This window comes from Micromonospora sp. NPDC049274, assembly GCF_040678875.1.
Classification (GTDB): domain Bacteria; phylum Actinomycetota; class Actinomycetes; order Mycobacteriales; family Micromonosporaceae; genus Micromonospora.
The window spans coordinates 725,784-749,165 of the sequence record NZ_JBFAQS010000001.1 but is presented as its reverse complement, the minus strand read 5'-3'; the positions used below and the strand labels follow the sequence as shown (position 1 = coordinate 749,165).

Below are 23,382 nucleotides of genomic sequence, written 5' to 3'. Positions count from 1 at the left end.
TGCTACGGGAGCGTCAACACTTCGACAGCCGTGACTATTGGCGGCCCTTGTTACGTACGGCCCCGGTCGCCGGGCGACCGGGGCCGTCGCCTCCGCGAGAACTCAGCCGCTCGGCGCCGTCAGGACGAAGGTCTCCAGCAGCTCGCCGCCGTACCAGTCGGTGCGTCGGCCCACGTGGGTCATGCCCAACCTCCGAGCGACAGCCATCGACGGCTCGTTGCCCGGCGACACGACCGCGTAGATCTCCCGGGTACCGGTGGCGAACTCCCGTGCCAGGAGCGCACGAGCGGCCTCGGTGGCGTAGCCGTGACCCCACGAATCCGGGTGCAGGTGCCAACCCGTCTCGATGTCCTCGGTACGCACCGCCTCGTCGCGCCCCGGCAGCGGCTTGAGCAACGCCGTCCCGGCCACCAGGCCTGTCTCGCGAACCTCGATCGCCCAGGTGCCGTACCGTCCGTGGTCGGCGGCGTGCCGCTCCCGCCACAGTCGCAACCTGTCGACGGCCTGCGCCGGGTCGGTCAGCGGCAGGCCCGGTGCCGCGCCCAGCCAGCGGGTGATCTCCGGGCGTCGGTAGATGTCGTAGATCCGGGCCAGGTCGGCCGGATCGTCGGTCCAGTCCCGCAGGATGAGGCGTTCGGTGGTGAGAACAGTCATGGGCGGCGATCTTAAGGAGTGACCGCCCCGACGACGGGGAAGGAGGTCACGATGGGCAGCGGATGGCAGCGCGCGAAACGGATCATCAGTGCCGCGTTCCGTCCGGTGCGTGGGCGGGATCTGTCGCTGCACGCCGCCGCGATCACCTTCTACGGGGCGATCGCCGTGGTCCCGGTGGCGCTGCTGGCCCTCTGGCTCACCTCGCTGATCGCCGGAGCCGATCGGGTACGCCGGCTCACCTCGTACGCCGTGGACGCCCTTCCGACGGCGATCGGCGCGCCCCGGGCGGTGGCCGCGCTCGTCGACGCCGGGGTGGAGTTGACCCCGGTGCTGGCCCTCGCCTCGCTGCTGCCCGCGTCGCTGTACGGCGAGGGGCTGCGCCGGGCGTTCGTGTCGGTGGCGGCCCCGCGCAGCGACGAGCACCTGGTCGGTTGGCGAGGTCGCCTGCTGCTGCTGCCGCTGCTCGCGCCGGCGCCCGCGCTGCTGTTGTCGATCCTGCTGGCGCTCCCGGTCACCACCCACCTGGTCACCCAGGGCGGCTGGGTCGGCGCGCTGGGCGTGGTGCTGTCGTTCCTGGCCGTGTGGCTGGTGCTCACGCCGGTGCTGGTGTGGGTGTTCCGGGTGGTGGGGCCGGCCTCGCCGGACTGGCTCTCCACCCTCGGGATCGGGTCGTTCACCGCGGCGAACCTGTCCGGGTTCCTGCACGGCTTCGTGCTCTTCGCGTCCCTGCCGCTGGACCTGGGCGTGCCGTTCGGCGGCTTCGACGAGATCGGCGCCGGTGTGGCAGTGCTCCTGTGGCTGTACCTGTTCCACGTGATCGTCCTGGCCGGCTACTCGGCGACCCTGGCGCTCTCCCGTTGGCGCGCCCAACGGGCGGCCTCACGGGGCGGCGAGGGCGTCGGTGGGAGTTAGGCGGGCGGCCCGGATCGACGGGTAGACACCGGCCACCATGCCGACGAGCAGCGCGCCGCCGATGCCGCCGGCAACCGAGGTCACCGGGATCGTCGGCGGCCAGCCCTGATAACCCGCGTAGCCGGTCGTCGCGAGCACACCGAGGAGCGCCCCGGCCGCGCCACCGAGCACGGACAGCAGCACCGACTCGGTGAGGAACTGCACCCGGATCTGGCCCCGGTTCGCGCCGAGCGCCCGACGCAGACCGATCTCCCGACGGCGCTCCAGCACCGAGATGACCATCGTGTTGGCCACCCCGATCCCGCCTACCAGCAGGGCCACGGCGGCCAGCCCGAGAAACAGGGCGGAGAAGGTGCTCTCGGTGGCCCGTTTCGCGGCGAGCGCGTCGGAGGGGCGGCTCACCTGGACCATTCCCGGTAGCTGCGGGTCGAGGGTGGCCGGCAGCACCGCCCGGACGTCCTCCAACGCGTCCTCGCGGGCCCGCACGTACACGACTGTGGGATGGCCGTCGAAGCCGAGCAGGTCTCGGGCGGCCTCCCAGCCGACAAGCACCGACCGGTCGAGATCCGGGGCGATGGGCGACGGCTCCAGTACGCCGATCACGGTGAACCACCGCTCCGCGATGAGCACCTGGGGTGGCCGAGCCGGGTCCACGGTGGCGAACCCGAGCCGGCTCGCGGCCACGTAGCCGAGGACGGCGGTCGGGAGGCTCGCCGTTCCGGAGTCGAGGAACCGGCCGGTGCGGACCCGGCCGTTGACCGTCTCCAGCAGGTCGGGGCGCGCGGCCAGCGTGCTGAGTCCCGCCGTGTCGTACCTGTCCACCAGGTCGTTGCGGCGGACCGTGGCGTGGGTGTTCGCCACCGCGCTCACCGTCTCGACCGGGCCGATCCGGTCCACCATCGCGACGGAGTCCTCCGGCAGAAGCACCGGCGGGTCCCGATCCGGTACGGGCTCGGCGCGCAGCAGATTGGTGCCGAGAGCCGAGAGCTGGTTCATCAGGTCACGCTGGCTGGACGCCGGGATGCCCACCACGACGATCATCGTGGCGATGCCGATGGAGATGCCCAGGGCGGACAGGACCGCCCGCATCCGCCGGCTGGTGAGCCCCAGCAGACCGAGCCGGAGTACGTCGGTCGGGGCGAGCCGGGGCAGCCGACCGCCGGATGCCTGCTTCGGTGTGCTCATCATCGACTCCTGTCAACGGTGTCGGAGACGATCCGCCCGTCGCGGATCTCCACCTGTCGGGCCGTCCGGGCGGCGAGGTCCCGGTCATGGGTGATGACGGCGATGGTCGTGCCCTCCGCGTGCAACGCCAGCAGGAGCGCCAGGACCGCCTCCCCGTTGGCGGTGTCCAGAGCGCCGGTCGGCTCGTCGGCCAGGACCAACGCGGGGTCGTTGACAAGTGCGCGCGCTATCGCCACCCGCTGCCGCTCCCCACCGGAGAGCTGGTGCGGCAGGTGGCCGACCCGGTGCGCGAGGCCGACCCGGGCCAACGCGTCGGTCGCCGTCTGCCGTCGGCGACGACGGGGCACGCCGGCGTAGAGCAGCCCGGTGGCGACGTTCTCGGCGGCGTCCAGCCCGCCGACGAGGTGGAACTGCTGGAACACGAATCCGAGCCAGCGGCCGCGCAGCGCCGAGAGCCGACGGTCGGACAGTTCGGTCACCTCCTGCCCGGCGACGCGTACCCGCCCGCTGGTCGGCAGGTCGAGCGTGCCCATGATGTTCAGCAGTGTCGACTTGCCGGACCCGGACGGTCCGACGATGGCGAGCAGCTCACCGGCGCGGACGGTCAGCGAGACGTCGTCCAACGCGGTGACACCGCCCGGGTACGTCCGGCTCACCCTCTCCAGGTGCAGGACCGGTTCCGCGTACACCGGGATCACCTCGGTCGGCGCGTTCCGGGCCCGGAAGGGGATGACGGTGCTCACGCCGCGGTCACCACCGTGAGGCCCTCGGTGACGCCGGTACCGCTGACCTCGACGAGCCCTCGGGAGAACATCCCGGTCTCCACGGCCAGCAGCCCGCCGTCGGGCAGTTGGAGGGCGTGGCCGCCCTCGCGGAGCGCCACCAGCGCGCCGACCGGCACCGTGAGCACGTTCTTCCGGGTGCTCGTGGTGAACGTGACCTGGACCGACGCCGCGTCCAGTTTCGCCACGTCCACCGCCCTGGCCGGTGTGACGAGGACGTCCACCGTGGGCGGGCCGCTCTGACCGGCCCCCGCGTCCGGGCCGCCACCCTGCACGGTGTGGGAGATCGACGCAATCCGGCCGGGAATCTCCGAGCTGTCCGGAAGGGTGACCGTCACGGGTGCGCCCACCCGGACGGTGCCGACCTCGGTCGCCTCCACCGCGACGGTCACCAGCTTGACCTTCTCGGTGACGGCCAGCAGCTCGCCGGCGACCGGGTCACCGGGCACCGCCTTCACCGCGCTGACCCGGACCGGCCCGGTCAGCACCACGGCCTGCCCGACCTCGATGCGGCCGGAGGCTTCCAGGCCGAGCGCCTGCTGCCACTTCTTGATCGCGGCCATGAGGGTGTCGGTGAGCAGGGCACGGCCCGCGCCGATCTTGGTGCCGTCCTTGGCCCGGGTCGGCTGCGACCCGGTGTGGTAGCCGAGCGCCGTCAGGTTGTCCCACACGATCCGCACGTCGCTGCCGACCAGGCCGGGCTTGTCGAGCGTACGGAAGAGCGGGGTGTCGCCGAACAGCACAGGTACCGGACGGTCGTCGACCCGGTAGAGCGGCTTGCCCCGGGCCACCGTGTCGCCGACCTTGGGCAGTCGGGTGACGACGCCCTCACCCGCCCCCTTGACCACCCGCTCCGGACCGAAGCCGAGCGTCCCGCCCAGCGACCGGCTGTCCGACAGGTCGGTACGGGTCACAGTCGTCGTGGTCACCGGCGGCGGGGCGCTCGCCGCGTCGTCCGCGCCGTCGCGACGCAGCGTCAGCACCGCGACCCCGGCACCGACGGCGACCACCACAGTCACCAGCGCCACCAGGATCGCGGTCCGCGGGGTCGGCTTACTTCTTGCCACGGAACGCCTCCATCGTGCATTCCTTCTCGGCCTTGTCGTACGCCGCACCCTGGAGACCGCCCGACGGGTCCGCGACGCCGTCGTCGTACGTCCAGCCGGAGCCGTCCGGCAGCGAGTGGATCTTCATCCCACGTCCGCGCAGGCACTGCACGTAGTCGTTCCACTGGGCCGCGTAGTTCGGGTTCTTCTCCTCGTCCAGCTCGGGCGGCTGGAGTGGCAGCTTGTCGGCGCACGCCACGTACGCCGCCTTCGGTTCGCCACTCTGGTCGAGGGAGATGATGCGCTTGCCCTCGGCGGCGGCCCCGGCCGAGCGCTCCTTGAACTCCTTCACGCCGTTGTCCCGAAGACAGACTTGGTACGTGTACCAGAACCGCTCCTCCTCCTCCTCGGTCATGTCCAGGCGCAGCTGCGGACGACCGGTCGCGGTCCCGCCGGAGGCGGACGCGGTGGGCGCGGCGGAACCCGTGGCCAGGGACGCGACATCGGCCGTGCGTGCGGCGTCGTCGGACTCAGCGCCGCCGCAACCGCCCAGTGCGGTGGTGATCAGAGTGAGCGCGGCCAGTCCGACTCGTCGTGCGTTCGTCATGCCGGAAGCGTCACGGCCAGTTGTCAGAGACCTGTCAGGAACCGATGCTCATCCGGTAGTCCCAGCTCAGCGGCACCGTCGGCGGCGACCCGTCGACGTACAGTCGCTGCCGTGGGTGCGCTGGTGCTGATAGCCGAGGACGACGAGAAGCAGGCCGAGTTGGCACGCCGCTACCTCGAACGGGAGGGCCACGCGGTCGTCGTCGTCGGCGACGGGCGGGCCGCCCTGGAGCAGATCCGTCAACGCCCACCGGCGCTGCTGATCCTCGATGTGATGATGCCGAAGGTCGACGGCCTGGACGTCTGCCGCATTCTGCGCCGCGACTCCGACCTGCCGGTGCTCATGCTGACCGCCCGGTCGACCGAGGACGACCTGCTGCTCGGCCTCGATCTCGGCGCCGACGACTACATGACGAAGCCGTACAGCCCGCGCGAGCTGGTGGCCCGCGTGCGGACGCTGCTGCGACGGGGCCAGCGGTCGGCGCACGTGGCCGACCCGGTGCTTCGCGTCGGCGCCCTGCACGTCGACCCGATCCGCCACGAGGTACGCGTCGACGGACGACGCGTCGACTGCACGCCCGGCGAGTTCCAGCTGCTCCAGGCGATGGCCGCCCAGCCCGGACGGGTCTTCACCCGCGACCAGCTCCTCGGCTGCCTGCACGGTTTCGACAGGTACATCACCGGCCGGACCGTCGACGTCCACGTCATGAACCTGCGCCGGAAGATCGAGCCCAGCCCCCGCAAGCCGACCCGCCTGGTGACCGTCTACGGCGTCGGATACAAGCTGGCCGAGCAGGGTCACCATGCGGCGTGAGGTGCCGCTGCGCCGCAGCCTGCTGCTCCGGCTGCTGACGCTGGCCGTCCTCATCGCCGTCGGCTCGATCGCGTCCACCGCCTGGCTGGCCGTCCGCACCACGACCGGGGCGATCCGACAGGAACAGGGGCAGGCGCTCGCCGACGACGCGCGCATCTACGACACGCTGATCGGCTACGCGGCGACCCACCCGAGCTGGGACGGCGTCGACGCGACAATCCAACCGCTCGCCGCGCAGGTCGGCCGGCGCATCGCCCTGATCACCGGAACCGCCACACCGGTCGCCGACTCCGCCCCGCAGGCCGGTCCGCTGCCCTCGAAGCCGTCCGCCACCGTCGACGCCCTCTCCGTGGACACCGCCCTGACCCCGGGATTCGCCACTGTCGGCGGCGGCGCTGGAAACGCCCGCATCGATCCCCGCGCCGCAGGCCCGTACCTGCTCCCACCCGACGAGCGCCGGACGCTGCACGACAGGGCGATCAAGGCCGTCAACTGCCTGACGGCGCGGGCGAAGGTCGAGGCAGCCGTCGCGGACGGCCCCACCGGCCGTCCACGCATCGACACCCCCGGCACCGACCTGACCGACACCATCGCCTGTCTCCAGTACCGATCCGACCTGGCGGTCCCCACGGCAACCGAACGCAAGGCGCTGGCGCAGCTCAACGCACTGGTGAACACCTGTCTGGCTCGCCGCCAACTGCCCGCCGTGCGGGTCGCGGGAGACTGGACCTGGGCACGGCAACCGACCGCCGGACGCGACGACTCCCGGGACGCCGCCGAGGTCGACCAGGACCACAATCGCGCGGCCAGCGCCTGTGTCGGCACCAGCCGGCGCGAACAACTCCTTCCGTACGTCGCCCCGGCGGCGACCCTGTTCGTCGCCGATCCCGGTGGTCGCCCCACGAGCACCTTCGACCTGTCCCGGACCAACCAGGCCCGCATCGCGGCGGTCGCCGGTCTCGTCCTGCTGGTGACGGTCGGCGTCACAGTGCTCGCCGGCATCCGACTGACCCGGCCGCTGCACGCGCTGACCGGGGCCGCGCAACGGATGCGCGACGGCGACGGATCCGCCCGCGTCCGGGTCACCGGCCGGGACGAGATCGCCCGGCTGGCCGAGGCGTTCAACGACATGTCCGAGCGGCGCGAACGCCTGGAACAGCTGCGCCGGGCGATGGTCAGCGACATCGCCCACGAGATGCGGACCCCGGTCACCAACATCCGGGGCTGGTTGGAGGCCGCCGAGGACGGCGTCGCCGCCCTGGACCAGCGGTTGGTGTCGTCGCTGCTGGAGGAGGCCACGCTGCTCCAACACGTCATCGCCGATCTGCAGGACCTCGCACAGGCCGACGCCGGCGCCCTGCGTCTGCACCCGGAACAGGTCTACCTCGCCGACCTGCTGCCGCAGGTGGCGGAGGCCCACCGCGTCCAGGCCGACCGTGCCGCCGTCGACCTCTCGGTGCGGATCGACGCCGACCCGCGGGTGTACGCCGACCCGGTACGACTGCGGCAGGCCGTCGGCAACCTCGTCGCCAACGCCGTACGCCACACGCCTGCGGGTGGCAGCGTGACGATCAGCGCCCGGACGGCGAACGGCGAGGTGACCATCGCGGTCGCCGACACCGGCAGCGGCATCAGCGCCGAGGACCTGCCCCGGGTGTTCGACCGCTTCTGGCGGGCAGAGAGGTCGCGTAGTCGCCAGACCGGAGGCAGCGGCTTGGGCCTGGCCATCGTCCGCAAACTGGCCGAGGCCCACAACGGCACGGTGAACGCCGCCAGCACCCCCACCCAAGGCACCACATTCACGCTCCACCTCCCCGCCGACCCTTGGTGATCAAGAGGTTTGCGTCGTCCCGACGGCGTCTGCTGACGCAAGCCTCTTGATCACCGCGGGCAAGGGCGGCACGGACTAGGCTGCGGCGGCATGAGCAGCGAACTTCCTGGCCGGGTCGATGTCGTCGTCGTCGGCGCCGGGCACAACGGTCTGGTCTCCGCGATTCTGCTGGCCCGCGCCGGCCTCGACGTGCTCGTGCTGGAGGCGGCCGACGTCATAGGCGGCGCGACCCGCACCGAGAACCCGTTCCCGAAGGTGCCGGGGCTGCGCCACTCCACCGGGTCGTACCTGCTCGGGCTCATGCCCCCGGAGCTGCTCGCCACGCTCGACGTGCGGATCCCGGTGCTGCGCCGCGACCCGCACTACTTCCTGCCCACGCCCGGCGGCCTCGGCTCGCCGTACCTGCTCTTCGGCCGCGACACCGCCGCCACCCGGGCGCAGCTCGCCGAGTTCTTCTCCCCCGCCGACGTGGCCGCCGACGACGCCATGCAGGCCGAGCTGGCCGCGCTGCGCGAGGACCTCGCCCCCGCCTGGCTGGCCGAGCCGCTGACCGCCGAGGAGACCGCCGAGCGGCACGTCCGCCCGGCGCTGCGGCAGGTCTTCGTCGACCTCGTCCGCGGCTCGGTCGCGGACTACCTGGCCCGGTTCGAATTCCGCTCCGAGCTGCTGGTCAGCATGTACGCGGTCACCGACGGGCTGTCCGGCCTGAACGCGGGCCCGGACGACCCCGGCACCGGCCACAACTTCCTCGTGCACAACATGTGCCGGCTGCCCGGCTCCGGCGGCACCTGGATGATCGCCGAGGGCGGGATGGGCACCGTCTCCCGCACGTTCGCGGACGCCGCGCGCGCCGCCGGGGCCACCATCCTGACCGGTACGCCGGTGAGCGCGGTGACACTCGACGGCGGCGCGGCCAGCGGAGTCGTGCTGGCCGACGGCCGAGAGGTCGCCGCGCGTGTGGTGCTCGGCGCGTGTGACCCGTACCGGCTGATGGACCTGGTGCCCGACGGCGCGCTCCCGGCACGACTCGGCGAGCGGATGGCGGCGGTCCGCCGGCCCGGCACCACCCTCAAGCTCAACCTGGCGCTCACCGGGCTGCCGACGTTCTCCTGCCTGCCGCCCGGCACGCCGAGCCCGTTCGGCTCCACCATCCACCTGCTGCCCGGGTCCGCGTCGCTTGTCGGTGGGGACACCACCTCGCCGATGACCGCCCTGCGCGACATGTGGGCCGACGTGCGGGCCGGGCGACTGCCGGCCGAGCCCACCATCGAGTGGTACCTGCACACCACAGTCGACCCGTCGCTCTCCGACGCCGCCGGGCACCACTCGTCGGCGCTGTTCGTCCAGTCGGTCCCGTACGAGCTGGACGGCACCACCTGGGACGCGGAACTGCCCGGCTACGTCGACCGGCTCGTCGAGATCGTCGAGCGGTACGCCCCCGGCACCGCAGACCTGATCGCCGACGCGGTGCCGCTGCCCCCGCCGGGCATCGAGGCGCACTTCGGCATCACCGGCGGGCACATCCACCACGTCGACAACACCGTCTCGTTCACCGACCGCATGCCGTACGCCACAGGCATCGACGGCGTGTACGCGGGCAGCGCCGGCTGCCACCCGGCCGGCAGCGTGATCGGCGCCGCCGGCCACAACGCCGCCCGCCGAATCCTGGCGGACCTGTCGACCTGACCCCCACCCACCCCAGACCCCGTTGATAATGAAGTTATTGCCTGCCGCAGCGGCGTGTCGCGGCAATAACTTCATGATCAACGGGGTGGGTGGGGGTTAGATCACGGCCTCGCCTGCCGGGGCCGGAGACTCCGCGTCTACGCGGTGGGCTCGCACCTTGTGGCCCACGCTTGTCAGGCAGCGGCCAGAGGGCAGGTCGAAGCGCCAGCCGTGCAGTTGGCAGGTGAGCTGGTCACCCTCGACGATGCCGAACCGGGTCAGGTCCGCCTTCAGGTGCGGGCAGCGCCGCTGCACCACCCAGTCGCCCAGCGTGATGTCCTCGGCGTCGGTGCTGCGCTCGTGCTCGTCGTACCAGCCCTCGGCGTACTGGAGGCGCTCCTCCGAGAGGCACTTGAAGAACGCGTAGACGAACTCGTTGTACTGGCCGATCCGGGCCGCCGAGAACCGGCAGGACAGGAAGAGCGAGTTGACCCAGTCCACCTCGTCGATGAAGAGCAGGTGCTCGATAAGCGACCGCTCGGTCCGGAAGCGGTAGCGGACCTTCTCGTCCGCGTACGGCCGGACCTCCTTGCCCGGGAAGTCCACCACGATGGACTCGACGCTTTCACCGTCGTACCCCACCAGGTCGAAACGGACCGGGCCGCCCACGCCCTTGGCCAGGTAGATCGACTCGTCGAGCAGCGGCTCGATCCGGCGCTTCATCTCGCCCAGGACGTCCACCTCGGGGTGCCGCCAGGACGCCTTCTCCGCCTCGATGATCGGGCGCTTGCGCTCCCGCATCTCCTCCAGGTGGGCGACCTTGTTGGCGAAGAACTCCTCCACCGGCACCGGGTGGGTCGTGCTCGCGCCCTCGGTGGTGACCTCGGCGACGCTGCCCGGCAGCAGCACGATGCCGTTGGTGCCGCCGACCTTCGCGTACTCGCTCAGGAAGACCGACTGGTCCGGGAAGATGTTGCCCTCATCGCCGTGGATGTCGTTGAACTGCCACAGCGCGTCATCGAGGAAACACGGCGGGCCGGCGATCGGGAAGACGTGGTCGGCCTTCAGGTCGTCGATGTAGCGCCACGTCCGGTCGAACTGCCGGTCGCGCTTCTGCTTGCCGAACGCGGTCTTCGCCGCCTGCGGAAGCTCGTAGACCATCGGGTACCAGATGGCGCCGGAGAACTGGAGCAGGTGCGCGTGCACGTGCCCCAACTCGGCGAAGACGCTCAGGTCGGTGGGGCGGGCGTCGTTCTGGTTGAGCAGCCGCACCCCGTCGTACTCGACCCAGAGCGAGGAGTCGCCGATCGGGCCGTCGGTGGGGCTGGTCAGCGCCTGGATCATGATCTTCAGGCCGCCGTCGAGCTCCACGACCTGCTCGTTCGGCGCCTTCAGGAACTTCGTGAAGCCCAGCGCCCGGAACTCGTCCTCCATCTCCGAGGTCGGGAACTCGGGGAGCAGGACTGTGGCGTCCTTCGAGACGAAGTCCCGCAGGTGCTTCGCGTCGAAGTGGTCCCGGTGCAGGTGCGAGACGTACAGGTAGTCGACCTGGCCCAGGGTCTCCCAGTCGAGCAGGGAATTGTCCGGGAAAGGGAACCAGGAGGCGAAGTAGGCCGGGTTGACCCACGGGTCGCACAGGATGCTGCCCGCGGCCGTGTCGATCCGCATGCTGGCGTGCCCGGTTCCGGTCACTCGCACCGCACAGTCCCCCTCAAACAGACAATCAGGTGTACGCCAAACGCTACCGGAGGCAGTCTGACCGCCACCCCGCGACGCCCGTAGTGCGTTCCGCCCGGCCCGGCGGGACGAACCCTTGGACCCGGCCAGGTCAGGTAGTGGCCGGGAACGCCCAGCTTCGCACTGTCGGGGCGGCCGCACACCAACCATCCAGGAGCCGGGGAACCTCGTCGACCGGGGCCGCCACGTTGACCTGCTGCCCGCCACCGACCTGGTGGTCGCGATCCTGCCGCACGCTGCCCTCACTACAGCAGGAGCAGATGATCCGCACACCGCTGGCCGGCTCGGCCGCGTACCCGTGCTCGTCGAACAGCTCGGCCAGCGCCCGGACGTCCTCCGGGGTCGCGGCCGTGACCTCGACCGTCGTGGTCGGCAGCGTCGAGGCGCGGAACAGCAGCAGCTCGTCGAAGACCGAGTACGCCTGCCCGTTCACCTCCCGCTCCCCGTTGGGCGCTCCGTCGTGCACCACGACCTCGCCGAAGCGGCGGCCCGACTCGGGGGTCGGCACGTTCAGCACCCGCGCTCGGGCCGGACACAGCCGCTGCGCCCAGACCACCTCACCGGTACCGGCCGGATCGAGCCGGATCGGCGTGACGCCGAAGTCGGCGACGATCTCGCCGTCGCCGTCCGGCACGGTCAGTCCGAAGCCGCGCCACGCGGCCCGGGCGGTCTCCCAGTCCTCCATGATCGTCGCCGCGATGCCCAGGTTCCAGAACGCCGGGTCCTGCGCGTTCGGGTCGGCACGGGCGGCAGCCTCGCGGCCCAACTCGTACGCCTTGGCCCAGTTACGCAGGAACTTGTACGCCAGCGCCGCGTCGTACCACCAGACACCGGCCCTGGGGTGGTCGGGGTGCCGCCGCGCCAGTCGTTCCAGCAGCTCGCCCGCCAGCGGCCACTTCTCCGACTCCCACGCCTCGTACGCCGCCTTCAGCAGTTCCCGGTCGTCCTCGCGGGTCATGCCGTCCCCCATCTGGTCGGACCCTGCGCCGGGCTCGGCACGAGGCGTGCCAGACTAACCAAAGATCCGATCGCGAGGGAAGGACCGACAGTGGCAGGAAGCGAGCCGGTAACGTCGCCGGACCAGCACAAGCCCGGGCACCGCAAGTCGGGGCGCATCGGCGCCGTGCTGTCCGCGCTGGCGCTGGTCGTCATGGCGTTCTGCGGCAACCACGAGGGCAGGGTCGAGGACATCTGGCTGGTCGGCCTGGCCGCGCTGCTGCTGGTCATCGTGATCGGCGACACCGTGCTGCGGCGCAACGGCCTGCGCTCCTGACCCGACCGGCCGCCGAACGACCGGCCGACGTACGCCGAGGGCCCGCCCCCACCCGGGGACGGGCCCTCGTTCGCGTCCGTGGCGGGGTCAGCGCCCGAAGAGAATGTCCTGCACGTCCTTGAGCGCGGCGTCGACCTCGGCCTCGAAGTAGCCGCCGGGCACCAGGCCGAACCGAAGCGTGTCCAGATCCTTCGGGTCGACAGGCATCGGGTTGCGGCGCTGCATACCGCCGAGCAGGGTGTCGAAGAACCGGTCCACCTGATCCGGGTCGTACCCGCTGCCGAACCGGCGTACCTGGAAGCTACGGCGGATCTGGTCGACCCGGTACAGGTCGCTGCCGGGCGGGCCGGCCATCGGCGGGCCGACCATCGGAGGACCGCCCATCGGCGGGCCAGCCACGGCGGGCGGGCCAGCCATCGGCGGGCCACCCATGCCCTGCTGCGGCATCGGGGGCGGGCCGGCCGGGCCACGGCGCAGGTCGCGCAGGTCCCGCTCGGGCATCCGGATCTCGGCGGTCATGTCCGCGCGGCCGTGCCGACCGGCCTCGAAGCCGTCGAAGCGGGGCTCCTCCGGCGGGTAGCCGCCGCCGGGCCCACGCTGGTCGTCGGGCGGGCCGTAACCGCCGGGCATGCGCTGGTCGTCGGGCGGACCGTAACCGCCAGGCCCACGCTGATCGTCGGGCGGACCGTAACCGCCAGGCCCACGCTGATCGTCGGGCGGACCGTAACCGCCAGGCCCACGCTGGTCGTCAGGTGGACCGTAACCCCCCGGACCGGCGGGCAGGCCACGCGGCGGGACGCCGTGGCCACCCATCGGACCGCCGGGCCCCATCGGAGGAGGGCCGCCGGGGCCGCGCTGCGCGTCATAGCCGCCGCGGGGAGCGTCATACCCGCCGGCGAAGGCGCCGGTGGGCTCGTCGTACCGGCCGTACCGGTCGGCGGGCGGACCGGCCTGCGCCGGCATCGGCCGGGGTGGCATCGGCTGCGGAACCATGCCCCCACGGTCGTCGCGCAGCGGCGGGCCCAGCCGGTCCGGCGGACCCAGCCGGTCACCCATCCGAGGGTCGCCGCCGCGCCCGGCGCTCGTACGCTCCTCCAGCTCGGCCAGCTGTCGCTCGACCCGGTCCAGGTGCAGGTCGACCTGCCACTCGTCGTAGCCATTGAACCGGACCCGGAAGACGACGTCGTGGACCTCCTGGGAGGCCACCGGCGCACCCACCTGCCGGCCGTCGAGCGTCGCCTCGACACGGTCGAGGAAGGCATCCACCTCGTCGACCTTGTATCCCCGGCGGAGCGCCTTGCGCCGGAAACGCTGACCCTGACTCGCCACTATGTCTCCTGGTCTCGTTCGCCACGCCCGGTCACGCCGGTGCCTCTCCGGCGCGGTCGGTGAAGGTGTCGGTGTCCTCGGCGGCGGCGAGCTGGCCACACGCGCCGTCGATCTCGCGACCCCGGGTGTCCCGTACGGTGGTGGACACTCCCGCGTCACGCAAGCGCCGGACGAACTCCCGCTCGACCGGCTTCGGGCTCGCATCCCAGCGGCTGCCCGGCGTCGGATTGAGCGGGATGAGGTTCACGTGCGCCAACTTGCCGGCCAACAGCCGCCCGAGCAGGTCAGCTCGCCACGGCTGGTCGTTCACGTCCCTGATCATTGCGTACTCGATGGACACGCGACGGCCCGTCCGGGCGGCATAGTCCCACGCTGCGTCCAGCACCTCGGCTACCTTCCAGCGCTGGTTTACCGGCACGAGTTCGTCGCGCAGATCATCATCGGGCGCGTGCAACGACAACGCAAGGGTCACAGAGAGGTCTTCGCTGGCCAGTCGGCGGATGGCCGGAACCAGGCCGACCGTGGAAACGGTGATGTGCCGCTGGGACAGACCCAGGCCCTCCGGAGCGGGGCTGACCAGCCGACGGATCGCCGCGATGACCCGGTTGTAGTTGGCCAGCGGCTCACCCATGCCCATGAACACGACGTGCGACAGCCGCGGCGGCGAGCCGGCGACAGCGCCGGAGGCCGCCACCCCCGCCAGGTAGACCGCCTGGTCGACGATCTCGGCCGTGGACAGGTTGCGGGTCAGCCCCGCCTGGCCGGTGGCGCAGAACGGGCAGGCCATGCCGCAACCCGCCTGGCTGGAGATGCAGACCGTGACCCGGTCCGGGTAGCCCATCAGCACGCTCTCCACGAGCGCGCCGTCGTGCAGCTTCCAGAGCGCCTTGCGGGTCGCGCCGTCGTCACAGGCCAGCTCGCGCACCGGGTTGAGCAGCTTGGGCAGCAGCTGGTCGGCCAGCCGCTCACGTGTCGCCGCGGGGAGGTCGGTCATCGCCTGCGGGTCGCGAACCAGCCGCCCGAAGTAGTGGTTGGAGATCTGCTTGGCACGGAATGCGGGCTCACCCAACCCGGCGACCAGCGCCTGGCGGCCGGCCAGATCCAGGTCGGCGAGGTGCTGCGGCGGCATGGAGGCCCGGCGTGCGGCGGGGGCGTCCGAGAGGGCGGGGATCAACGGCAGGCTCGTCATGGCTGGTCCAGTGTGTCACGCCTCCGGCGTCGGACACCCGTCCGGAGGTGTGGAACCGGCCCCGGCCGTCGGTCGGGAACGCTCCGGCCACGGTGATCCATGCCTCACCCCACCACCGGCACGAAGATCGCCAACAGCAGGTACGCGGTCGGCACCGCGAACAGGATCGAGTCCAGACGGTCCATCAGGCCACCATGCCCGGGCAGCAGGTTACTCATGTCCTTGATTCCGAGGTCCCGCTTGATCATCGATTCGGCGAGGTCGCCGAGGACCGCCGCGCAGGAGACGGCCACCCCGAACACGGCACCCCACCAGGGGGCCACCTCGAACATCAGCCACAGCAGCAGGGCACTGCCCAACGCCGCCGCGGTGACCGAGCCGGCGAAACCCTCCCAGGACTTCTTCGGGCTGATCGACGGGGCCATCGGATGGCGGCCGAAGGAGACTCCGGCCGCGTACCCGCCGGTGTCGGAGAGGACCACCGCGATCAGCGTGGCCAGGATGCGCAGCCGGCCGTCGTCAGGGGCCGCCGCCAGCAACGCCGCGAAACCGCCGAGGAACGGCACGTAGACCGCGATCAGGGTGGCCGCGGTGAGATCCCGCTGGAAGCCGGCCGGGCCGTCGCCCAACCGCCAGATCATCGTGCCCAGCACGGTGACCAGCAGGCCCAGGCTCAGCGCGTCCGGGCCGGCGAACCACGCCAGCCCGATCGTCAGCACGCCACCGGCGAGCAGTGGCAGCAGCGGCGGGTGGGCGCCGCTACGGCGGACCGCCCGGGCCATCTCCCAGATGCCGACCGCGATGGCCGCGGCGATCACCGGCAGGAACGCCAGCGGGTAGAAGACCAGCGGAACCACGATCAGGACGCCGAGGCCGAGCCCGACCCCGATCGCCGCCGGCAGGTTCCGGCCGGCCCGCCCGGTGCCCACCTGCTGGGTCGCCGGCCGGTCGAGGCTGGCCCGTCGCCGGCCCTTCGGCCGCCGGCCGGCCGGCGGCTCCGGCTCGACCACCGGGTCATCGTCCGGCAGAATCTCGGCGCCGATCGGCGCGAGCTGCGCGGTCGGGTAACCGGCGTCGTCGTCGAAGCGCGGCGGGGCGTCACGGTCGTCGAAGCGGGACGGCGCGTCACCGTTGTCGAAGCGCGACGGCGCGTCCCGGTCGTCGTAACGCTGGCCTATACCGGGGTCGGCGTAACGGGGCGGGGCGTCACCCGCCGCCGGGCCGTCGCCGTAGCGGCCGGGGCGACCCCGATCGTCGTACCGGTCGGGTTGGTTCCGATCGTCGTCGTAGCGGTCCCGGTCGTCGAATCGGTCGCGCCGCTCCCGGTCCTCGAAGCGGTCCCGGTCGTCCGGGCGGACCGCCCGGCCCCGCTCGTCGTACGGGTCTGCCGGGTACGGCTCGGCGTACGGGCGGGTGCGTGGCTCGGCGTACAACTCCGGCCCGGCGGCCGGACGGCGGCTCCACTGGCCCGCCTCAAGCTCCTGCTCGGGCCAGGGCAGGGCGACCGGACGCTCGGGCCGGTCCCAGCCGCGCGGCTCGTCGGTGTAGGGGTCGGGGTGGGACATCACGCACCGCGACGCGGCACGAGTACCACCACATGACGCAAGACCACAAGCATCCCCTACAAGCGCGACTGTGTTCCTCCGGCTCGACCGGCCCGACGGCCGGTCGATTCCCGGTGTGCACCGCCCGGTGGCCGGGAATCCTGCCGAGCCTACTGCACCCGCCGCCGGGGCGAGGCGGACGCTGGCGCCCCTGACCGTCAGGGCTCCTCCGGGGTCGCTGTGGACGAGATCCGGCGAGTTGCCGCGCTGCCGTGACGGCGGTGGCGGGCCGCCGGGCACGAGGATCTCGGCCGCCGCCCGCACGAGCGCCGGCGGCGCACCGACGCCTATCCGACCGCGCATCCGGGCGAACAGGGGATGACTCGCGCCGCCCATCGATGGTCGGCTGTCGGTGTGCCGGCATCCGCCGGCGGCTTGCACCACATCAACGGGGAAGGAGCGCTCGTGCGCAGAATCAGCCTGGCGGTGTTGACGATGGCCGCACTCGTCCTGGCGGTGGCCTCACCAGCCACCGCGGCGACACGGAACGCCAGCATCAGGATCGACCACCGCACCAGCGAGATCTACCTGTACGACGGAAGCCCTGACGGAACCGGGCCGGCGTTCCCGGCCACGATCGCCCGGGGGGAGGTGCGCAACTGCCCGGCCGGCGTGTACTTCCTGTCGGCGTCACTGACCCAGGACGGCCTGCCGACCTACTGGGCCACCGGCGGCCTCGGCGCCGGCGAGATCGTCTGCGACGGCGGCACGGCCAGCATCTCGATGGGTTTCTACCGGGGTGGCCCGGTGCTGCACCCGGGTCGGGCGACAGTGCGCTTCGAACTGCACGACGCGTACGTCGGAACGACCCTGACCGAGACGACCCGGAGCGTCCGGATCCCCCGCTGACGCGCGGACGGCACGAGGCCCGTCCCCGGATCGGGGGCGGGCCTCACGTCGGCTGCTGCTCACCCGGCGTACGCCGGGTGCGGCCTCAGACCTCCAACAGCTCGGTCTCCTTGTGCTTGACCAGGTCGTCGATGTTGGCGACGTACCGCTGGGTCAGATCGTCGAGTTCCTTCTCGGCGCGGCGGCCGTCGTCCTCGCCGGCCTCGCCGTCCTTGACGATCCGGTCCAGCTCCTCCTTGCCGCGGCGGCGGACGTTGCGGATGGCCACCTTGGCCTCCTCGCCCTTGTTCTTGGCCACCTTGATCATGTCGCGGCGGCGCTCCTCGGTCATCTGCGGGAGCAGGATGCGCAACTGGTTGCCCTCGTTGTTCGGGTTGACCCCGAGGTCCGAGTCGCGGATCGCCTTCTCCATCGCGTTGATCTGCGAGTTGTCGTACGGCTTGATGATGGCCATCCGCGGCTCGGGGACCGCGATCGACGCCATCTGGGTCAGCGGCGTGGGCGTGCCGTAGTAGTCGATGATGACCTTGGAGAACATGGCGGCGTTGGCGCGACCGGTACGGATGGCGCCGAACTCCTCCTTGGCGTGCTCAACCGCACGCTCCATCTTCTCCTCGGCCTCGAGGAGGGTGTCGTCGATCACCGGTCTCCTCGCCTCCTTCTGTGCTCGTCGTGGGCTCTGCTGAAAGTCGTCAGGACCGCCGTGGCCGTCGCCCCGGGCGGGGCGGGCTCAGGCGGTGATCAGGGTGCCGATCTTGTCGCCACCCACCGCGCGGATGATGGTGTCGTCACCCTGCGCACCGAAGACCAGCATCGGCAGGCCGTTCTCCATGCAGAGGCTGAACGCTGCGGCGTCGGCCACCCGCAGGTTGCGGCGCAGCACCTCGGAGAAGGTGATCGAGTCGAGCTTGCTGGCGGTGGGGTCGATCCGCGGGTCGGCGGTGTAGACGCCGTCCACCCCGTTCTTGCTCATCAGCACCACGTCGGCCCGGATCTCCAGCGCCCGCTGGGCGGCCACGGTGTCGGTGGAGAAGTACGGCATGCCCGCGCCAGCGCCGAAGATGACCACACGGCCCTTCTCCAGGTGCCGGATCGCCCGCAGCGGGATGTACGGCTCGGCGACCTGGGCCATCGTGATGGCGCTCTGCACCCGGGTCTCGATGCCCTCCTTCTCCAGGAAGTCCTGCAGCGCGAGGCAGTTCATCACGGTGCCGAGCATGCCCATGTAGTCGGCGCGGGCGCGGTCCATCCCGCGCTTCTGCAGCTCCGCGCCGCGGAAGAAGTTGCCCCCACCGACCACCACGGAGACCTGCACCCCGCGACGGACCACGGTGGCGATCTGCCGGGCGATGGCCTGCACGACATCCGGGTCGACGCCTATCGCGCCACCACCGAACACCTCACCGGAGAGCTTCAGCACCACCCGGCGGGCCCGCCCCGGCGGCGGCGCCGTCGGATCGTCCACCGCCAGCGTCCGGTCACTCACAACCTGCGTCATCCGCCCCGCCTTCCCCCACGCGCACGCCCCGCGCGACGCGTTACCGCGAACCTGCCGCTGCCGACCCTATGTGACGAGGAGGCCGCGGTGCCTGTCACGTACACCGGCGGCCTCCTCGTCGACGTCTCCTGCCCACGGGCGCACGCGGCGCCCGGTGGCGGCTCAGGCCTGGCCGACCTCGAACCGCACGAAGCGGGTGACCTCGATGCCGGCCTCGGCCAGCACCTGCTTCACGGTCTTCTTGTTGTCGGCCACGGACGACTGCTCGACGAGGACGTAGTCCTTGAAGAAGGAGTTCACCCGACCGTCGACGATCTTCGGCAGGGCCGCCTCGGGCTTGTTCTCCTCGCGGGCGGTCTGCTCGGCGATGCGCCGCTCGGACTCGACGACCTCGGCCGGAACCTCGTCCCGGGTGAGGTACTTCGGCCGCATGGCGGCGATCTGCATGGCGACCCCACGGGCGTCGGCGTCGCCCGCCTCGTCGGACTTGCCGGTGTACGACACCAGCACGCCGACGGCCGGCGGCAGGTCCTGCGCCTTGCGGTGCAGGTAGACCGCGGTGGTGCCCTCGACCTTGGCGAACCGGTTGAGCACCAGCTTCTCGCCGATCTTGGCGGACTGCTCCTGGACCAGGTCCGCGACGACCTTGCCGTCGAGCTCGGAGGCGAGCAGCTCCTCGGCGCTGTTCACGCCGGTACGCTCGCCGTGCTCCACCAGCTGCTGGGCCAGCGCGATGAACGAGTCGGTCTTGGCGACGAAGTCGGTCTCGCAGTTGAGCTCGAGAAGCGCCTTGCCGGAGTGGGCGACCAGGCCGTTGGCGGCCGTACGGCCGGCCCGCTTGCCGACGTCCTTGGCGCCCTTGACGCGCAGGATCTCGATGGCCTTGTCGAAGTCGCCCTCGGCCTCGGTCAGCGCCTTCTTGCTGTCCATCATGCCGGCGCCGGTGAGGTCGCGGAGCTTCTTGACGTCCGCGGCGGTGATTTGGGACATGGCTCTCTCTTCGGTGTTGAGACGGCGTGTGGATGGTCAGAGGTGCCGGTTACCCGGATCCGGGCGGATCGTGCCCGGCGTACCGCCACTGCCCGCCGTTCGCGAAAACGGACGGCGGGCAGCGACGGTACGGGTCACTCCGCGGTGGCGGCCGCCGGCTGCTCGGTGGCGGCCTGCGCCGGCTGCTCCGGGGTGGCGGCCTGCTCGGCGGCGGGCTGCTCGGCGGCGGCAGCGGCGGGCTGCTCGGCCGGGGCGGCCGACTCGTCAGCCTTCTTCGGCTCCAGCAGCTCGCGCTCCCACTCGGTCAGCGGCTCGTCGCTCGCGACACCCTCGGGCTTCTCGTCGTTGCCCCGGCGACGGCCGGAACGCGCGATCAGACCGTCCGCGACGGCGGCAGCGACGACCTTGGTCAGCAGCTCGGCCGAGCGGATCGCGTCGTCGTTACCCGGGATCGGGAAGTCGACCTCGTCCGGGTCACAGTTGGTGTCGAGGACGGCGATCACCGGGATGCCCAGCTTGCGGGCCTCGTCGACGGCGATGTGCTCCTTCTTGGTGTCGACGATCCAGACCGCGGCCGGCAGCTTCTGCATGTCCCGCAGACCACCCAGCGTGCGGGTCAGCTTGATCTTCTCGCGGGAGAGCTGCAGGGTCTCCTTCTTGGTGTAACCGGCGGCGGTGCCGCTGAGGTCACCCAGACCCTCCAGCTCCTTCATCCGCTGGAGCCGCTTGTACACCGTCTGGAAGTTGGTCAGCATGCCACCGAGCCAGCGGTGGTTGACGTACGGCTGACCGACCCGGGTCGCCTGCTCGGCGATGGCCTCCTGGGCCTGCTTCTTGGTGCCGACGAAGAGGATGCTGCCACCCTCCGCGACGGTTCCACGCACGAACTCGTACGCCTTCTCGATGTAGTCGAGAGTCTGGCGCAGGTCGATGATGTAGATGCCGTTGCGCTCGGTCATGATGAAGCGCTTCATCTTCGGGTTCCAGCGCCGGGTCTGGTGCCCGAAGTGGACACCGCTCTCCAGCAGCTGACGCATGGTCACGACGGCCATGGGTGGGTACTCCTCAAGATCCCTGGTTGTCACGCCCGGCCGGTGGCCGGGCGTCCTGGCGCCTGGTCGCCGACCCATGGTGGACCCGATCAAGATCGGGACCAGGGAGGCCGTCGCTCCACGACGATTCGTGAAGAGGGCGCGCGAGGTCGACCGCGCGAGGCGGTCGCCAGTTGGCCAGTGTACGCCCCTTCCCCGCCCCCCGACCTCCGGGTGCGCGCGGCGGGGTGGTGGCGCGGGGATGAGGCGCCGGGCCGGCTGCGCGGGGTCAGCCGGCGGGTCGTCCGCGCGGGGTCAGCCGGTGGGTCGCTGCGCGAGGTCGCCCGGCGGGTCGTCCGCGCGGGGTCAGCCGGTGGGTCGCTGCGCGAGGTCGCCCGGCGGGTCGTCCGCGCGGGGTCAGCCGGCGGGTCGGCCGCGCGGGGTCAGCCGGCGGCGAGGGCGGCGGCGACGAAGAGCACCAGGCCGACGGTCAGGTACGCCGTCGGAGGGCGCAACCAGCCCCGCCCGCTGTCGGAGAGCGCCAGTCCGCCGGTTCTGAGCCCGTACAGCCCCGATGCGAAGATCGGCAGCCCGGCGACCAGGCAGATCCCCACCACGACGTTGCCGGAGTCCAGCGGGTCGCCTGTCACGCCCGCCAGCAACACCCGCAGCGCCGGAACCTCGAAGATCAACGCCAGCAGGGCGAAGAGCGCGGCCAACGCCGGCCGGCGGGTCCGGTAGACACCGTCGGCCGGCGAGGGGTACGCCGGAGGCTCGCCAACGGGCAGGTCGGGACGGGGGCCGATCCCCGGCATCGGGCCGGTCGGCATCTCCAGCGGGTGCGGTTGCTCCCCACCGCCCCGGGTCGGCTCGATGATCGGATATCCGGCGAGCGGGGCGGGCCGGGCCGGGTCGGCGAGCATCCCGGCTGCCGGCCCGGTGTCTCCGGGGGCGGCTGGCACGGTGTCTCGGAGGGCCGCTGGCCCGGTGTCTCGAAGGGCCGCTGGCCCGGCGTCTCGAGCGGCTTCCGGCGTTGCGGTGGTCAGCGACTCTCGGGCGGCCCGACGACCGGGCAGCTCACCCGAGATCTCCGAGGGGTCCCGATCCGCTCGGCGCGAGCGCGTCGCCCGGTAACCGTCCCCGTCCGTACGCGCGTCACCCAGCGGGTCGACCGCGCCGAAGCGTCCCGAGTCGGGCTCGGTGCCGCCGAACCTCCCGGGCTGGGCGTCGACGGCGCGAAACCGCCCGGAGTCCGACTCGGGCCGGCCCACCTCCCGCGCGCTCAGACGACCCGAGTCCGACTCCGGCCGGCCTACGTCCAGCGCGCTCAGACGACCCGAGTCCGGCTCCGGCCGGCCCACGTCCAGCGCGCTCAGACGACCCGAGTCCGACTCGGGCGTACCGCCGAAGCGGCCCGCGTCCACCGCACCGAAGCGGCCCGAGCCCGGCTCCGGCGTACCGCCGAAACGCCCCGAATCCGGCTCCCGGCGTCGGCCGGCGCCGGTGTCCTCCAGGGACCGGCTGTCGTCCACGCCGCGCTGGTCGGGGATCTCGCTGTCCCGGTATCGCGGCTCACCCGCACCGCGCCACTCGGAATCGCCGTAACCGCGAGCCCGCTCGTCGGAGTACCAGCGCGACTCCTGATCTTCCGGAAAGCTCCGTCGTCCGTCCACGTCAGGCACCGTATGCGACAGCCCACGCCCGCGCCATTTCAGCCCGCCCGGCCGCCCGCCGAACGCCCGGAAGCGTGGGGCACGAGGTGCCTTCGGATAGCGCTGCGGCGCTGCGGTGCCTTGATCAGGTGATGAAAAGTAGGTCGGCAGCGGTCCTGACACCTATTTCTCATCACCTGATCAAGGCGGGCCCAAATGGAGCGCGGCCAGCCCGTGCTGCCGCCCTCGGTCCGAGGCTCAGGCCCTAGCACAGCGCGGGCTTGATCGTCCGGTTGTCCACAGGTCACCCGTCGTCCACAGCCGGGCCGTCGCCGGGTCGCGACGCGCGTACCCGGACGGGCAGCGTCGCGGCCATGACGAAGCGGAACCAGGCGGTCGGCGCGTACGGCGAGCGGTGCGCCGCCCAGCACCTGAGCGAGGCGGGGCTACGCCCGATCGTCCGGAACTGGCGCTGCCCGCAGGGCGAGATCGACATCATCGCCTGGGACGGGCCGGTGCTCGCGTTCTGCGAGGTGAAGACGCGTCGGGGCGACATGTTCGGCACACCGGCCGAGGCCGTCGTACCGGCCAAGGCCCGTCGCCTGCGCGGGCTCGCCGCGCGCTGGCTCGCCGAGACCGGCACGAGCGCCGACGAGGTGCGGTTCGACGTGCTGTCGGTACGACTGCCCGACGCCGGTCCCGCGCAGGTCGACCACCTGAAGGGCGCGTTCTGAG

At 71.8% G+C, this 23,382-nt stretch carries 22 protein-coding genes; 7 read left to right on the top strand and 15 right to left on the bottom strand.

Features of this window, described 5'->3' with window-relative positions:
• Window positions 1-102: 102 nt before the first annotated feature.
• Window positions 103-654 carry a GNAT family N-acetyltransferase gene (locus tag AB0K10_RS03435; protein ID WP_363679506.1) on the bottom strand — a complete coding sequence of 184 codons (552 nt, stop codon included), beginning with the start codon at window positions 652-654 and terminating at the stop codon, window positions 103-105.
• Window positions 655-705: 51 nt separating this feature from the next.
• Here AB0K10_RS03435 and AB0K10_RS03430 point away from each other — a divergent pair, with 51 nt between their 5' ends.
• Window positions 706-1,566, top strand: a complete 861-nt coding sequence (locus AB0K10_RS03430; protein WP_363679504.1) for a YhjD/YihY/BrkB family envelope integrity protein — start codon at window positions 706-708, stop codon at window positions 1,564-1,566.
• Here the strand turns inward: AB0K10_RS03430 and AB0K10_RS03425 are convergent.
• Genes AB0K10_RS03425 through AB0K10_RS03410 form a run of 4 tightly spaced genes read right to left on the bottom strand, consistent with a single transcriptional unit; the run spans window position 1,534 to window position 5,186 of the window.
• Complete coding sequence (locus AB0K10_RS03425) at window positions 1,534-2,751, bottom strand: ABC transporter permease (protein WP_363679502.1); 1,218 nt, start codon at window positions 2,749-2,751, stop codon at window positions 1,534-1,536. The two genes, AB0K10_RS03430 and AB0K10_RS03425, sit on opposite strands and share 33 nt — an antisense overlap.
• Entirely contained in the window at window positions 2,751-3,440 is a 690-nt protein-coding gene (locus tag AB0K10_RS03420; RefSeq protein ID WP_363679574.1) for an ABC transporter ATP-binding protein, read from the bottom strand. Before AB0K10_RS03420 ends, AB0K10_RS03425 begins: the two co-directional genes overlap by 1 nt.
• Window positions 3,441-3,490: 50 nt before the next feature.
• Window positions 3,491-4,600 carry an efflux RND transporter periplasmic adaptor subunit gene (locus AB0K10_RS03415; RefSeq protein WP_363679500.1) on the bottom strand — a complete coding sequence of 370 codons (1,110 nt, stop codon included), beginning with the start codon at window positions 4,598-4,600 and terminating at the stop codon, window positions 3,491-3,493.
• Window positions 4,587-5,186: a hypothetical protein gene (locus AB0K10_RS03410; protein ID WP_363679498.1), complete on the bottom strand. Its 600-nt coding sequence runs from the start codon at window positions 5,184-5,186 to the stop codon at window positions 4,587-4,589. Before AB0K10_RS03410 ends, AB0K10_RS03415 begins: the two co-directional genes overlap by 14 nt.
• Window positions 5,187-5,297: 111 nt before the next feature.
• Between AB0K10_RS03410 and AB0K10_RS03405 the strand changes: the two genes are divergently transcribed.
• From AB0K10_RS03405 to AB0K10_RS03395, 3 genes are all read left to right on the top strand, one after another.
• Window positions 5,298-5,999 (top strand): response regulator transcription factor, encoded by a 702-nt coding sequence (locus tag AB0K10_RS03405; protein WP_363679496.1) that lies wholly within the window; start codon window positions 5,298-5,300, stop codon window positions 5,997-5,999.
• Window positions 5,989-7,830 carry a HAMP domain-containing sensor histidine kinase gene (locus tag AB0K10_RS03400; RefSeq protein ID WP_363679494.1) on the top strand — a complete coding sequence of 614 codons (1,842 nt, stop codon included), beginning with the start codon at window positions 5,989-5,991 and terminating at the stop codon, window positions 7,828-7,830. Before AB0K10_RS03405 ends, AB0K10_RS03400 begins: the two co-directional genes overlap by 11 nt.
• A gap of 90 nt (window positions 7,831-7,920) precedes the next feature.
• Entirely contained in the window at window positions 7,921-9,516 is a 1,596-nt protein-coding gene (locus tag AB0K10_RS03395; RefSeq protein ID WP_363679492.1) for an NAD(P)/FAD-dependent oxidoreductase, read from the top strand.
• 96 nt (window positions 9,517-9,612) lie between these two features.
• On the opposite strand, the gene AB0K10_RS03390 is transcribed toward AB0K10_RS03395, so the two are convergent.
• Window positions 9,613-11,193, bottom strand: a complete 1,581-nt coding sequence (locus AB0K10_RS03390; RefSeq protein ID WP_363679490.1) for a Rieske 2Fe-2S domain-containing protein — start codon at window positions 11,191-11,193, stop codon at window positions 9,613-9,615.
• Window positions 11,194-11,323: 130 nt separating this feature from the next.
• Window positions 11,324-12,190 (bottom strand): tetratricopeptide repeat protein, encoded by an 867-nt coding sequence (locus AB0K10_RS03385; RefSeq protein ID WP_363679488.1) that lies wholly within the window; start codon window positions 12,188-12,190, stop codon window positions 11,324-11,326.
• 90 nt (window positions 12,191-12,280) lie between these two features.
• On the opposite strand from AB0K10_RS03385, the gene AB0K10_RS03380 reads away from it, so the two are divergent.
• On the top strand, window positions 12,281-12,505 hold the full coding sequence (locus AB0K10_RS03380; protein ID WP_363679486.1) for a DUF2631 domain-containing protein: 225 nt from the start codon (window positions 12,281-12,283) through the stop codon (window positions 12,503-12,505).
• Window positions 12,506-12,592: 87 nt separating this feature from the next.
• Here the strand turns inward: AB0K10_RS03380 and AB0K10_RS03375 are convergent, their stop codons facing one another.
• The 3 genes from AB0K10_RS03375 to AB0K10_RS03365 all read right to left on the bottom strand — a co-directional run bounded on the left by AB0K10_RS03375 (window position 12,593) and on the right by AB0K10_RS03365 (window position 16,588).
• A complete protein-coding gene (locus tag AB0K10_RS03375; protein WP_363679484.1) occupies window positions 12,593-13,834 on the bottom strand; it encodes a DivIVA domain-containing protein in 1,242 nt (413 codons plus the stop codon).
• 31 nt (window positions 13,835-13,865) lie between these two features.
• On the bottom strand, window positions 13,866-15,023 hold the full coding sequence (gene rlmN / locus AB0K10_RS03370; RefSeq protein ID WP_363679482.1) for a 23S rRNA (adenine(2503)-C(2))-methyltransferase RlmN: 1,158 nt from the start codon (window positions 15,021-15,023) through the stop codon (window positions 13,866-13,868).
• A gap of 104 nt (window positions 15,024-15,127) precedes the next feature.
• Window positions 15,128-16,588, bottom strand: a complete 1,461-nt coding sequence (locus tag AB0K10_RS03365) for a phosphatidate cytidylyltransferase (RefSeq protein WP_363679480.1) — start codon at window positions 16,586-16,588, stop codon at window positions 15,128-15,130.
• Window positions 16,589-17,032: 444 nt separating this feature from the next.
• On the opposite strand from AB0K10_RS03365, the gene AB0K10_RS03360 reads away from it, so the two are divergent.
• Complete coding sequence (locus AB0K10_RS03360; protein ID WP_363679478.1) at window positions 17,033-17,476, top strand: hypothetical protein; 444 nt, start codon at window positions 17,033-17,035, stop codon at window positions 17,474-17,476.
• 85 nt (window positions 17,477-17,561) lie between these two features.
• On the opposite strand, the gene frr is transcribed toward AB0K10_RS03360, so the two are convergent.
• The 5 genes from frr to AB0K10_RS03335 form a co-directional block, all read right to left on the bottom strand.
• Window positions 17,562-18,119 (bottom strand): ribosome recycling factor, encoded by a 558-nt coding sequence (gene frr / locus AB0K10_RS03355; RefSeq protein ID WP_007456584.1) that lies wholly within the window; start codon window positions 18,117-18,119, stop codon window positions 17,562-17,564.
• Between the two features lie 87 nt (window positions 18,120-18,206).
• Complete coding sequence (pyrH, locus tag AB0K10_RS03350; RefSeq protein WP_151490294.1) at window positions 18,207-18,974, bottom strand: UMP kinase; 768 nt, start codon at window positions 18,972-18,974, stop codon at window positions 18,207-18,209.
• Between the two features lie 162 nt (window positions 18,975-19,136).
• Window positions 19,137-19,964, bottom strand: a complete 828-nt coding sequence (gene tsf, locus AB0K10_RS03345) for a translation elongation factor Ts (protein WP_363679475.1) — start codon at window positions 19,962-19,964, stop codon at window positions 19,137-19,139.
• 134 nt (window positions 19,965-20,098) lie between these two features.
• Complete coding sequence (rpsB, locus tag AB0K10_RS03340) at window positions 20,099-21,016, bottom strand: 30S ribosomal protein S2 (protein WP_363679473.1); 918 nt, start codon at window positions 21,014-21,016, stop codon at window positions 20,099-20,101.
• Window positions 21,017-21,438: 422 nt separating this feature from the next.
• Entirely contained in the window at window positions 21,439-22,668 is a 1,230-nt protein-coding gene (locus AB0K10_RS03335; protein WP_363679471.1) for a hypothetical protein, read from the bottom strand.
• A 353-nt stretch (window positions 22,669-23,021) separates the two neighbouring features.
• Here AB0K10_RS03335 and AB0K10_RS03330 point away from each other — a divergent pair, with 353 nt between their 5' ends.
• Window positions 23,022-23,381 (top strand): YraN family protein, encoded by a 360-nt coding sequence (locus AB0K10_RS03330; RefSeq protein WP_363679469.1) that lies wholly within the window; start codon window positions 23,022-23,024, stop codon window positions 23,379-23,381.
• Window position 23,382: the final 1 nt, after the last annotated feature.

Bases quoted from the DNA above. Each gene is read 5' to 3' on its own strand.
- AB0K10_RS03400 (WP_363679494.1), top strand. From the start codon at position 5,989: ATGCGGCGTGAGGTGCCGCTGCGCCGCAGCCTGCTGCTCCGGCTGCTG.
- rpsB (WP_363679473.1), bottom strand. From the start codon at position 21,016: ATGGCCGTCGTGACCATGCGTCAGCTGCTGGAGAGCGGTGTCCACTTC.
- AB0K10_RS03430 (WP_363679504.1), top strand. From the start codon at position 706: ATGGGCAGCGGATGGCAGCGCGCGAAACGGATCATCAGTGCCGCGTTC.
- AB0K10_RS03365 (WP_363679480.1), bottom strand. From the start codon at position 16,588: ATGTCCCACCCCGACCCCTACACCGACGAGCCGCGCGGCTGGGACCGG.
- AB0K10_RS03435 (WP_363679506.1), bottom strand. From the start codon at position 654: ATGACTGTTCTCACCACCGAACGCCTCATCCTGCGGGACTGGACCGAC.
- rlmN (WP_363679482.1), bottom strand. From the start codon at position 15,023: ATGACGAGCCTGCCGTTGATCCCCGCCCTCTCGGACGCCCCCGCCGCA.
- AB0K10_RS03385 (WP_363679488.1), bottom strand. From the start codon at position 12,190: ATGACCCGCGAGGACGACCGGGAACTGCTGAAGGCGGCGTACGAGGCG.
- AB0K10_RS03425 (WP_363679502.1), bottom strand. From the start codon at position 2,751: ATGAGCACACCGAAGCAGGCATCCGGCGGTCGGCTGCCCCGGCTCGCC.
- pyrH (WP_151490294.1), bottom strand. From the start codon at position 18,974: ATGACGCAGGTTGTGAGTGACCGGACGCTGGCGGTGGACGATCCGACG.
- AB0K10_RS03330 (WP_363679469.1), top strand. From the start codon at position 23,022: ATGACGAAGCGGAACCAGGCGGTCGGCGCGTACGGCGAGCGGTGCGCC.
- AB0K10_RS03395 (WP_363679492.1), top strand. From the start codon at position 7,921: ATGAGCAGCGAACTTCCTGGCCGGGTCGATGTCGTCGTCGTCGGCGCC.
- tsf (WP_363679475.1), bottom strand. From the start codon at position 19,964: ATGTCCCAAATCACCGCCGCGGACGTCAAGAAGCTCCGCGACCTCACC.
- AB0K10_RS03410 (WP_363679498.1), bottom strand. From the start codon at position 5,186: ATGACGAACGCACGACGAGTCGGACTGGCCGCGCTCACTCTGATCACC.